The organism is Cupriavidus sp. WGlv3 (assembly GCF_023952475.1).
In the GTDB taxonomy this organism is placed as follows: Bacteria; Pseudomonadota; Gammaproteobacteria; order Burkholderiales; family Burkholderiaceae; genus Cupriavidus; species Cupriavidus phytorum.
The window spans coordinates 101180-112421 of record NZ_JALHRX010000018.1; the positions used below are offsets into that span (position 1 = coordinate 101180).

Genomic DNA, 11242 nt, shown 5'->3' on the forward strand with positions numbered 1-11242 from the left:
ACGCATGGCCATCCCAGGCTTTTCCAGAAAGACCTTTTCCAGAACGACAATACGGAGACCGATTCAATGGACCGTCGACTGATCTTGCGCGCCACCTTGCTGGCCGCGCTCTGTTTTCCCCTTTCCTCGCGCCTTGCGCAAGCGCAACCCATCGCCGGCGGCAAGCCGGTCACGCTGGTGGTGGGCTTCGCCGCCGGCGGCGCTGCCGATGCGGCTGCGCGGTTGATTGCCAAGAAACTGGCGGACAACCTCGGCCAGCCGGTCGTGGTCGACAACCGCGGCGGTGCCGGCGGCAATATTGCCCACCAACTGGTGGCGCGCGGTCCGGCGGACGGCAGCATGCTGCTGTTCGGCTCGATCGGGCCGCTGACCATCGCGCCGCATCTGATGAAGCTGCCTTACGATCCGTTCAAGGACCTGGCTCCAGTCTCGGGCGGCGTGAACTTTCCCAATATGCTGGTGGTGCACAAGGGCGCCGGCGTGAACAACCTGGCCGAGCTGGTCGCGCTGGCGAAGAAGAAGCCGGGGGCGGTGGACTACGCATCGACCGGTGCCGGTTCCGCCTCCCATCTTGCTGGTGAACTGTTCAACCAGCGTGCCGGCATCGAGATGGTCCATATTCCCTACAAGGGCGGTGCACCGGCACTGCAGGATCTGCTTGGCCAGCGCGTGACGTCGTACTTCGCGGCACCGCCGACCGCGATGCCGCAGGTCGAGGCCGGCAAGCTGGTGCCGCTCGCCACCACCGGGCCGGTGCGGCCTGCGTACCTGCCCAACGTGCCCACCGTGGCGGAATCGGGCTACCCCGGTTTCGAGGCGCTGAACTGGTATGCCTTCGTGGCCCCGGGCAAGACGCCGTCACCGGTCCTCGATCGCTGGAACCAGGAGATCGTCAAGGTGCTGAACGATGCCGGCGTGAAGGATGCCCTGAACAAGCATGGCCTGACGCCGCAGCCGACCACGCGCCCGGAGCTGCTTGCGTTCATGAAGAAGGAGAGCGCCAAGTGGAGCGCGATCGTCAGGGAGCGAAAGATTACGGTCGATTGAGGCCGACGATCAGGCTGGGCGGCAGCGCCGCCGCCGTCCCGGTCTCAATCCTTGTGCAGCGTCGCGCCGAACCACGCGCCGTCGCGCACCAGGCTGCGCGCGGTATCGGCCAGCACGACCCGCGCGGCCAGGGCCGCGGGTGACAGCTCATCATCGGAAAGGCTGGCCAGCAGGTTGTGCCGCCCGACCTGGGCGTCGACCACCAGCGAGCGGACCAGCGTCGGATCATTGAGGCGGGCGGTCGCTGCGCCTGGCTGGATGGTGGCGCCAAAGCCCGCGCGCACCGCATCCATCAGCAGCGACAGGCCGTCGATTTCCGCCACCACGTTCGGCGTCACGCGCACCCGCGCGAAAGCCGCATCGAGCAGGGCGCGCAGGCCGTGGCTCGCGCTCGGCAGGATCAGGGGCAGCTCCCCCAGCTGGGCGAGCCGGGCGCGCTGGCCTTTCGGCAGTCCTGGCAGGCCTGAAGCCCCGAGCACATAGAGCTTTTCATCGAGCAGCGGCGTCACGCTCCAGCGGCGCGCGGTCTCGGTGCGGAACACGATGGCCAGGTCCAGCCGCCGCGCATTGAGCATCTCGCTCAGATGCCCGGACAGCGCCTCGACCACGTGGACGCGCACGTCGGGATAGCGCGCAGCCATGGCATGCAGCAGCGGCACGCCCAGCACCGCGGCGGTGGTCGAGGCCAGGCCGATGCTGACATGGCCGGATAGCCGCGCCTGCTGCGCGGCCCGAACCGCATCGTCGGCGTGGCGCAGCGTCAGCTGGGCCTGCCGCAGAAAGGCAAGTCCGGCATCGGTCGGCACCACGCCCGTGGACTGGCGCTGCAGCAGGCGCGTCGACAGTTCGCGCTCGAGCCTGCTGATCTGCTGGCTGAGCGCGGAGGTCGCGAGATCCAGTTCGAGCGCTGCCTTGCCGAAGCTGCCAAGTTCGCAGACCTTGGTGAAGTAGCGGAGTTGACGCAGTTCCATGGAGTATTCGGTGGCATCGCACTATGCGAGCGCCGCGGCGACGGACCATTGGCTGGCCGTCGTTGCCTGCGGCATGCCGCCGAATGGTAGCACCTGGCAGGATGGCTGGGCGGATGGGAGCAGGGAACGGAACTGTCCGGGCGGGTTTTGCAGTAGGGTACCCGCCCGAGATCCAAGTGGATATTTCTGCTTCAGTTGTAGCCCAGCACCGCGATCGTTGCGACGTCCGGCCGGTCGTTCGAGTTGTCGGTCAGCACTTGCGTGGGTGTCTTTTGCTTGCCGGTCCGGATCACCCGATGCGAGCCAAGCTGCGGCGCCTGGCGGACAACTCGAGGCAAAGATGCAGGAGACGGGTCAATGCTGGTGATGGCGTTCATGGGTGTTTCTCGATGGTAAGCACTTCAGGTCGACGACTGTTCAGGCTTGGCCTGCGTGGACAGCGCCATCGTGGGCCTTTTGGGTCCGGCTGCGCTTGATGACGCCGAACACGATCAGCACCACCGGCAGGATCAACAGGCCTTCGGCCAGTTCGGGATCCACCGGCAGCTTGATGACATGCAGTGCCTTCAATCCCGCTGCCGCGATGGACAACACGTAATACGAGATCGCGGCGACCGATAGCCCCTCGACCGCATGCTGCAGATGCAGCTGGTTGCGCGCGGTACGCTCCAGCCCGGCCAGCAGCCTGGTGACGTCCCGCTCCTGCGCCAGGTTGACGCGGGTGCGGAGCAGGTCGACCGCGCGCGCAACCCGTGCCGCGATCTGTTCGTGGCGCGACCAGACGCTGCGGCATGTCTCCATGGCGGGACCGAAACGCCGCTCCATGAATTCGGAGATGGTCGGCATGCCTTCGATGCGCTGTTCCCGCAACTCCTGGATGCGCGCCAGCACGATGCGCTCATAGGCGCGCGATGCGCTGAAGCGCCCGCTGTGCCCGGACAGCGATTCCACGCGCACGGCCAGCTCGGTAAGCCGGTCCAGCAGTTCGGCATCGTCTTCGCCGGCGCGGCGAGTGTCCATGGCCCGCATCAGTTCCTGCAGCGATGCGTGGATGTCGTCGAGCTCCCGCCCCAGGCTGCGAGCAACCGGCAACGCCAGCAATGCCATCATGCGATAGGTCTCGATCTCGTAGAGCCGCTGCAGCAGCCTGCCGCCCTGTTCCTCGCGGAAGTCCTCATCGATCGCCAGGATGCGGATATGGCCGTCGGCGCGCACCTGCCAGTCGCAATAGACCTTGCCGCCGCCCAGCACGTCGCTGCCGACCAGAACAGGCCCGTCGAGCCAGTCGCGCAAGTTGGCGCTGACGGCAGCCGCAGCCTGTCCCGACAGCAATTCCATCCGCACCGCATGGAAGCGTTTGCCGGCCAGCAAGCTCAGCCAGTCCGCCGGAACACCTTCGATGGCAAGGTCGTTGAAGTAATCGGTGTCGTCGCGCGGACTGACGAAGGTGAAGGTGGAGAACTCGGTGTGGCGCTCCCATTTCAGATGCCAGCCGAACGGGGATTGCACGGCGTAGTGCGTGACCCCGTCCGAGGGCAGCTCCATGCCGGTCTGCTCGCACAAGGTGCGAACGAGAGATTCATGGATCGCAGCATCCCCGTCCGAGTAGACGGCGTAGTGGGTCAGTGACACGCTGCCGCTGAGCCGGAGAAAAGGGCGCGCATGCAGTTCGGCGACGAGGGAGGCGCGCAGCGGGTGGTCGACCAGTAGCGAAGCGGCGTTGTTGTCCATGCGAGAAGGGCGGATGCCGGAATCCCGCGTTCAGGGCGCGGCACCGGTTTGCTGTCCAGGTTTTCTTGTTCGTTGCCGGCGAATATCGCACGCCGTTTTCAAGAAGAAAAACGCATAATATTGATTGTTACGTTCAGTTTTCCTGATAGCCATGAAGATGCTCGACCACGATGTACTGGCCACGGTGATCGCCGTCGCCGAGACCGGCAACATGACGCGTGCTGCCGAGGCCGTGAACCGTTCGCAATCCGCGGTCAGCATGCAGATCAAGGCACTCGAGGAAGCGCTGGGCCGGCCGCTGTTCGTGCGGCGGCCGCGCAGCATTGTGCTGACGCACGAGGGCGAAGTGCTGCTGGGCTTCGCCCGGCGCATGCTGGCGCTGCGGGACGAAGCCTGGGCGGCAGTGGTGCGGCCCGAGGTGACGGGCAAGGTGGCGATCGGCGTGCCCGACGATTACGCGTCGTCGCTGCTGCCGTCGGTGCTGAAGAAGTTCTCGACCACGTACCCGAAAGTGGAGATCCAGGTCGTCGGCCTGCCCAGCAGCGCGCTCGCGCCACTGGTCAAGGACGGCACCGTCGACCTGGTCTGCGGCACGCGCGTGAAGGGCCTGTCCGGCGACTTCATTCGCCATGAGCCGATGGCATGGGCCGCCATGACCAACGGGCCGCAAGTGTGGGAGGACCGGCCCCTGCCCATCGCCGTGTTCATGCCGGGCAGCGTGGCGCGCGAGAACGCGATACGCAGCCTCGACCGCGCGCGGATCGCGCATCGAACCTCGTACGAGAGCCCGAGCCTGCTTGGCCTGCTCAGCATGGTCGAGGCCGGCCTGGCCGTCGCCGCGCTGGCCCGCTGCGCGATCCCGCCGCAACTGACCGTGCTCGGCCAGGCTCATGGCCTGCCTGACCTGCCGCCGCTCGAACTGATCCTCGCCCGCAGCGCGAAGTCGAAGCGGCCGCCCTGCGATTTCCTTGCCGAGCAGATCATGTCGGACTTGCGGGCCGGGACGGTGCAGCCCTAGCGTCTACCGTCTCATCGGATGCGTGCTGGCCCATTCAGGCCCCGGCGCTGGATCGCCGGGCACGCCGGCTAAAGCTTGACTTCGGCTTGCCATGCCGATTCCTGAATTAACAACGGAAAGTTAATATTCAATCTCGGTTCATCACTCTAGTGCGATGAGCGGCAGGCTCCTACATTGGACTCAACGGCGACGCACCCCAACCAGCGAAGCCGAAAAAGAGCGTTCTCTCATCAAGCTTAGGAGCCAATCATGATTTCCGAACTCGCCCGTGCTGCTGTTGTTGCGTCGATGGTGCTGGCCACTGGTGCCGCGCTGCCTGGCTACGCCCACGCAGCAGATGTCGTGATCGCTGGCAGGGACCGCACAGGTGTCTCCGCGTCGCCCGCCCGCCAGTTCGACGTGTTCGCGGACGGTGCGCGTGCCAGGACATTTGATCTCTACACCGATGGCGCCCGCAGCGGCAAGTACGATCCCTACGCGGACGGTGCCCACATCGGCAAGCCCGATTCATTCACCGACCACATCTGACGCCAGCGCAGCCCGTCATCGCATCCATATCCCGGTGCGCGACGGGCTGGCAGGTTTGCCGGCATGGCCTAGTCCAGGGCTTTTCCCTTGGTCTCCGGCATGAAGGCGTACACGAGGCAACCCGCTGCGCAGACCACGGCGATATAGGCCCAGCTATAGTGTGCCCAGCCCGCATTCGACATCGATGTCATGATGTACGGCAGCGAGCCGCCGAACAACGTCACCGAGATGGCATAGGGAAGCGCCACGCCGGTTGCGCGCACCTCGGCGGGAAACTGCTCCGCCATGACCGCCGCCGCCGTGGCGGAAAAACCGCACGACAGCAGCATCCCCACGCTGACGATCGCGGTCGCCAGCCAGAAGTCGTTGGCGAGGAAATGCAAGCCGGGCCAGGCGAACAGTGCGGAACCGCCCGCGAATGCCACCAGCACAGGCTTGCGTCCGATCCTGTCGGCCAGCTTGCCAAGCAACGGGATCGCCACCAGCGACAGGACGATCGATATCACGCTGGCACTGAAGGCGGCCTGCAGGCTGAGCCCGGTTCGTACATGGGCGAGGGTGGGGAACAACACCAGCCAGAGGTAGAGCGAAAGGTTGCCCGCCATGGCGATGCCGATCACACGCAACGACGCGCGCCAGTGCCTGGTGACGACCAGCAGCGAGGGATGCGCGGCAGCGCGGTGGGCGACCTTGCGCTGAAAGGCCCCGGTTTCCGCCACCGACACCCGGATCCACAGCGCAACCACGCCCATGAGGCCGGCGACTGCGAATCCGAGCCGCCAGCCCCACGCCGCCATTTGCTCGGTATCGAGCCAGCGCGTCATCACGTATCCGATCAGGGCTGCCACCAGGACGCCGGCATTGATGCCGAAGTACTGCCATGACCCGGCGAAGGCCCGGCGCGATGCCGCCGCCGTCTCGACGAGATAGGTCGAGGCCGAGCCGAATTCGCCCCCGGCCGCGAATCCCTGCACCAGTCGCGCCATCACCAGAATGACGGGCGCGATCATGCCTATGGTGGCGTAGGTCGGGCATAGCGCTATCACCACGGTGCTGCCCGACATCAGCGCCACGGAGAGCGTCAGGCCTTTCTTGCGTCCTTGCCGGTCGGCGTACGCACCAAGCACGGCGCCACCGACCGGCCGCATGATGAAGCCGACCGCGAACACGGCGAACGCGGACAGCAGCGACGCCATTTCATTGTTGGCGGGAAAGAAGTGCCGCGAGAACAATGAGGCAAAGGTGGCGTAGATCACCCAGTCGGCGAATTCCACGATCGTACCGAGTGTCGCCGCTGCAATTGCCTTTTTCTGCGCACGGGTGAGGGGAAGCGGGCGCTCGACTACATCTACTGGCAGGGTCGTTTCCATGCCGTCTCCTTGAATCATCTGTTGTGGTTCTCGCGCCGCCAGCGGCTTGGCGCACTCGCATGTCCGGATCGACAGAGCCCGGCACGTTGGGCATCGTAGGTGGCGGGACGAGACCGGCTCAAACGACTTTTTTTGACGGGACGCTTGAGTTTTCTGCAACCGATGTAACCCACCAAGCCGGGCTAAGCCAGCTTGAGGAGAACTCAATCGAGCCGGTAAGAAATGTCGATTGAAGCGGCGCGGCAGGGCTCCTAGTATCGGTGGCACGCAGGTGGCGCCTCACGCCATTACCACAACAGGGCCGCGCGGCAGCGGCAAGGAGACTCGGCATGACAACGTTCGGTTTTATCGGCCTGGGCGCCATGGGAAGGCATATGGCGCGGCACCTGGTGCAGCACGGATTGCCCGTGACGGTATTCGACAGCAATGTCCAGGCGGTCGATGAACTGGTGCGTATCGGCGCCGCGCGCGGTGTCAGCGCCCGCGATGTTGGCGACCACGCCGAGGTGGTGATGGTTTGCTTGCCGACGCCGGATATCGTCGAACGGGTAGCCACCGGTGAAGGTGGGATCGCGGGCGCAAGCGCCGTGAAAGTGTTCGTCGACCATTCGACCACGGGACCGACCGTGACGCGCAGGCTCGCCGCCACAATGGCGCAGCATGGCATCCAGGCATTGGACGCGCCGCTGGCCGGTGGCGTGGCGGGGGCTGAGTCGGGTTCGCTGAGCGTGATGGTGTCCGGCGATGCCAGCGCCTTCGCCACTGCGCGGCCGGCGCTCGAGGCATTCGCGGGCGACATCGCATATCTCGGCGCGCAGCCGGGGCTGGGCCAGACCCTCAAGCTGGTCAACAACATGATCGCCGGTTCGGCGCTGGTGACGGCGGCAGAGGCCGTGCTGTTCGGTGTGAAGGCGGGCATCCCTGCGGACACCATCCTCCGCGTCCTCTCAAAAAGCGCCACGGCGCGTGGCTTTGCGGTCCAGACCCTGCTTGCCGACAAGGTGCTGTCGCGCAAATTCGACTTCGGCTTTCGCATGGACCTGATGCGCAAAGACCTGCGGCTGGCGCTCGGCGAAGCCGAGGCCGCAGGCGCGCCGATGTTCGCGTCCGCCGTCGTCAAGCAGTTCTTCGATACGGCCGTTGCCGACGGTGCCGGTGGCGACGACATGACCCGCGTCGTCCATCAGCTCGAGAAGCTGGCCGGCGCCACGATCGGGAAGGTCCAGGGCAGCCATGAGAAGCGCTGAAACGCCACCAACACCAACCCGCCTGAGTCTTTATCGAGGAAGCGTATGAACAGAGTGCTGAACTACATCAACGGAAACGAAGTGCCGCCGTCGACCGGCCGGTATATCGAGAAGACAGACCCGCGCACTGGCATCGCGCTGTCCGAGGTGGCGGATAGCGGCAAGCCAGATGTCGACGCCGCCGTTGCCGCGGCGACGGCAGCGCTGCCGGCCTGGCGTGCGATGCGACCCGCCGAGCGCGGCCGCATCCTGGTCGAGATCGGCCGTGCGGTGCGCAACAGCATCGACACGCTGGGCGGCATCGAAAGCGCGGAGACCGGCAAGCCGGGGCGGGAGATGTCGCAACTGATGGCCCTGATCGCGCAGTACTTCGAGTACTACGGTGGCATCGTCAATGCGATGGACGGTGAAGTGATCAACGCCGGACCGGACTATCATGTCTACACGCGACGCGATCCGTTCGGCGTGATCGGCGTGATCCTCCCCTGGAATGCACCGTTGCATCAGGCCGCCCGCGCCATCGCGCCCGCGCTTGCCACTGGCAACGCGGTCGTTGCCAAGCCATCGGAATTCACTTCCGGTTCGCTGATTGCCTTCGCGAAGCTGGCTGAAGCGGCCGGATTGCCGCCTGGTGTCCTGAACGTCGTGGTCGGGACCGGGCCAGCGCTCGGACCAGCAATGGCCGGACATCGCGACATGCGCAAGATTTCATTCACGGGCAGCACGCGCGCGGGCCGGGAGCTGGGCAGGATCGCCGCTGACCGCATCCTGCCGCTGACGCTCGAGCTGGGCGGAAAATCGGCCAATATTGTCTTCGCGGACGCCGATCTGGATGCCGCGGCAAAGGGATGCACCACGGCCTTCACCTGGAATGGCGGACAGTGGTGCGCGGCAGGCACGCGCTTGCTGGTCCAGTCGTCGGTCCACGACGCCTTTGTCGACAAGCTGCTGGCTGCGGTCGCTGGTGTGCGCGTTGGGGCCGACTCCGAAGCGTCCTATGGACCCATGACCACCCGCGCCCAGTTCGACAAGGTCCAGCAAAGCTTTGACCTGGCACACCGCCTCGGGCTTGTACCGGCCGTTGGCGGCCGCATGGCGCAGGCACCGAAAGCCGGGGAGGGCTGGTTCATCGAGCCGACCGTTTACCTGGGTGTCACCAATGACATGGAGATTGCGCGTGAAGAAATCTTTGGACCTGTACTCTGTGTCATCAGGTTCGAGGACGAGGCGGACGCCATCCACATTGCAAACGACTCCGACTATGGGCTGGCTGCCGGTATCTGGAGCCGCGACATCGGTCGCGTCCATCGCGTCGCCGCTGCCCTTGACGCCGGCCGGATCGTCGTGAACGAGTACAGTGGCGGCTTCGTGCAGACCCCATGTGGCGGCTTCAAGCAGAGCGGCTATGGGCGCGAACAGGGCATGGAGGCGCTTGCGCACTATACGCAGTTGAAGTCGGTAATCGTTCGGCTGTAGTGTCTTTGAGGATGGGGGTCTCGGACAGACGGACCCTGCTCGACAGCGTTAGTCGTACTGAAACCGCCTCACCGCGCTCTCGTCCCACTCGATGCCTGATCCGGGCCTGTCCGGCACCACCAGTTGTCCATCTGCAAGCGCAAAGGGCTCCTTCAGCACGGGATAGGCCCAGTCCTGCCATTCCAGCCAGTGCGCTGTTTCGGTGATGCGCATCAGGTGTGCGCAGACTTCCGGATACAGATGCGTGGAGACAGGGATTCCCGCCGCCGAAGCGATCGGCGCAGACCGCAGCCACCCCGACACGCCGCCGATCCGCATCATGTCCAGCATGACGCAGTCACACGCCTCGGCCAGCACTGCCTTTAATAACTCGCGCGGGCCATAGAAGTTCTCGCCTAGCTGGATCGGCGTCTTGATCTCGCGGGCCAGTTGCGCATGACCGCTGGTGTTGTTGTAGGCGAGGGGCTCCTCGAACCAGTACAGCCGCTCGTTGTCGAGGGCATGGCAGCGGCGCAGACCGTCATCAAGCGACAGGCCCTGGTTGAAGTCCACCATTAGCTTGATCTCGTCGCCAGCCGCTTCGCGCACCGCGCGAAGGGCGTCGAGGTCGTCTTGCAGCTTTTCGCGGCCCAGTCGCAGCTTCAGAGCGCTGAATGCTCCCTCTGCAACAAGCGAACTAGCTTCTTCGGCAAGGCCGTCCACGTGGCTCAACCACAGCCCGTTACTGTTGTACGCCTGCACGTTGCCCACTGTTCCGCCCAGCAATGCGGCGAGAGGCAGGCCTGCAGCCTTGGCGAGCGCATCCCACGCGGCCATGTCGAGCCCTGCGATGGCGATCATTGTGATGCCTTCGTAGCCCAGCAGATGCGTTGAACCTCTGGCATTCTGGAAGTCATCCAGCGGTGCGATCCTGCTACCGGCCCGTGACGCTGCAAGATCCTGGATCGCAGGCACGATGTACCTCGGTGCCTGCATCAGATATGGCTCAAGATAACTGCGACCGACAATACCTTCCCGAGTGTAAAGGTCAACCAGGATCAGCGGCCACTGGTCGAATGCGCCGACCTTCGAAATGATGGGTCGCTTTAACGGAACGAGAACCGCACGGGCCTCAACGCTTTGGTAAGTGAGCGGTTCGAAACTCATGGTGGCACCTCACTGACGACCAGTACAACCCGCACGGCACCTGACAAAGAACCTCCTATCGGAGTTCCTCCAGTCTGGCCAGCGCGTCGAACAGCACCGCAACGCCTTGGGCGCCGAGCGCATGCTCCACGCGTCGTTGCGCCTGCTGCCAGAGCGGAGCCGCCTGCTCCAACAGCCGGCACGCCCGCGGCGACAGCGATACGGTGTGCTCGCGCAGGTCGTTACCCCCTGACAGGCGGACCAAGCCCTGGCGCTGAAGCACGCCGACGTTGCGCCCGAGCGTGGAGCGGTCTAGCGCCATTTCCCGAGCCAGCTCGGTCAGGCTGGACGATCCTGTTCGCGCGATGGTCCGAAGCAGCGAAAACTGGGTGACCTTCAGGCCGAGGGGCTGCAGCGCGTCATCGTACACGTCGGTAAGGGCGCGAGCTGCCCGGCGGATCCTGGTGCAGGCACAAGGCGTGTGGGTCATGTCGATTGCGGGTATATACCCCAATATAGTTCGCGCCGCGGCGGTTGCAATCGGGAGGCAGCGACTGGTCGGGACGAACAACAACTGCATCAGTCGCCCGGTCTCGTCATCGACAAACACCACCAGCGTGCATGCCGGCGCCCGTTCCTCGAACCAGGCGTGGTCGGAGCCGTCGATCTGCACCAACTCGCCCAGGCAGGCGCGGGGGAGCCTAGGCTAGTGCACCCAGTTGGCGCACG

11 protein-coding genes and 1 pseudogene are annotated in these 11242 nt (G+C 65.1%); 5 read left to right on the forward strand and 7 right to left on the reverse strand.

From position 1 onward, the window contains the following. The first annotated feature begins 66 nt into the window (after positions 1 to 66). Positions 67 to 1047, forward strand: coding sequence for a Bug family tripartite tricarboxylate transporter substrate binding protein (locus MKD38_RS24430; protein WP_252680858.1), 981 nt, complete (start codon positions 67 to 69; stop codon positions 1045 to 1047). Positions 1048 to 1091: 44 nt separating this feature from the next. Here MKD38_RS24430 and MKD38_RS24435 read toward each other — a convergent pair whose 3' ends face one another. From MKD38_RS24435 to MKD38_RS24445, 3 genes are all read right to left on the reverse strand, one after another. Then, entirely contained in the window at positions 1092 to 2018 is a 927-nt protein-coding gene (locus MKD38_RS24435; RefSeq protein WP_252680860.1) for a LysR family transcriptional regulator, read from the reverse strand. Positions 2019 to 2209: 191 nt separating this feature from the next. Next, positions 2210 to 2395, reverse strand: coding sequence for a hypothetical protein (locus MKD38_RS24440; protein WP_252680862.1), 186 nt, complete (start codon positions 2393 to 2395; stop codon positions 2210 to 2212). A 40-nt stretch (positions 2396 to 2435) separates the two neighbouring features. Then, positions 2436 to 3725, reverse strand: coding sequence for a DUF3422 family protein (locus tag MKD38_RS24445; RefSeq protein WP_252680892.1), 1290 nt, complete (start codon positions 3723 to 3725; stop codon positions 2436 to 2438). A 175-nt stretch (positions 3726 to 3900) separates the two neighbouring features. Here MKD38_RS24445 and MKD38_RS24450 point away from each other — a divergent pair, with 175 nt between their 5' ends. Both MKD38_RS24450 and MKD38_RS24455 read left to right on the forward strand, forming a co-directional pair. Beyond that, positions 3901 to 4767: a LysR family transcriptional regulator gene (locus MKD38_RS24450; protein ID WP_252680864.1), complete on the forward strand. Its 867-nt coding sequence runs from the start codon at positions 3901 to 3903 to the stop codon at positions 4765 to 4767. A gap of 249 nt (positions 4768 to 5016) precedes the next feature. Continuing rightward, positions 5017 to 5295 carry a hypothetical protein gene (locus MKD38_RS24455; RefSeq protein WP_252680866.1) on the forward strand — a complete coding sequence of 93 codons (279 nt, stop codon included), beginning with the start codon at positions 5017 to 5019 and terminating at the stop codon, positions 5293 to 5295. Positions 5296 to 5363: 68 nt separating this feature from the next. Here the strand turns inward: MKD38_RS24455 and MKD38_RS24460 are convergent, their stop codons facing one another. Next, positions 5364 to 6665, reverse strand: coding sequence for an MFS transporter (locus MKD38_RS24460; protein ID WP_252680869.1), 1302 nt, complete (start codon positions 6663 to 6665; stop codon positions 5364 to 5366). A 260-nt stretch (positions 6666 to 6925) separates the two neighbouring features. Between MKD38_RS24460 and MKD38_RS24465 the strand changes: the two genes are divergently transcribed. Next, positions 6926 to 7912: an NAD(P)-dependent oxidoreductase gene (locus tag MKD38_RS24465; protein ID WP_371925741.1), complete on the forward strand. Its 987-nt coding sequence runs from the start codon at positions 6926 to 6928 to the stop codon at positions 7910 to 7912. Between the two features lie 45 nt (positions 7913 to 7957). After that, positions 7958 to 9388, forward strand: coding sequence for an aldehyde dehydrogenase family protein (locus MKD38_RS24470; protein WP_252680874.1), 1431 nt, complete (start codon positions 7958 to 7960; stop codon positions 9386 to 9388). Positions 9389 to 9436: 48 nt separating this feature from the next. Here MKD38_RS24470 and MKD38_RS24475 read toward each other — a convergent pair whose 3' ends face one another. The 3 genes and pseudogenes from MKD38_RS24475 to MKD38_RS24485 form a co-directional block, all read right to left on the reverse strand. Next, a complete protein-coding gene (locus tag MKD38_RS24475; protein ID WP_252680875.1) occupies positions 9437 to 10534 on the reverse strand; it encodes an enolase C-terminal domain-like protein in 1098 nt (365 codons plus the stop codon). Positions 10535 to 10589: 55 nt separating this feature from the next. Continuing rightward, positions 10590 to 11093, reverse strand: coding sequence for a MarR family winged helix-turn-helix transcriptional regulator (locus tag MKD38_RS24480; protein WP_371925743.1), 504 nt, complete (start codon positions 11091 to 11093; stop codon positions 10590 to 10592). Then, a pseudogene (locus MKD38_RS24485) lies at positions 11079 to 11219 on the reverse strand (ISNCY family transposase); the annotation flags it as partial. The pseudogene MKD38_RS24485 and the gene MKD38_RS24480, both read right to left, overlap by 15 nt. Positions 11220 to 11242: the final 23 nt, after the last annotated feature.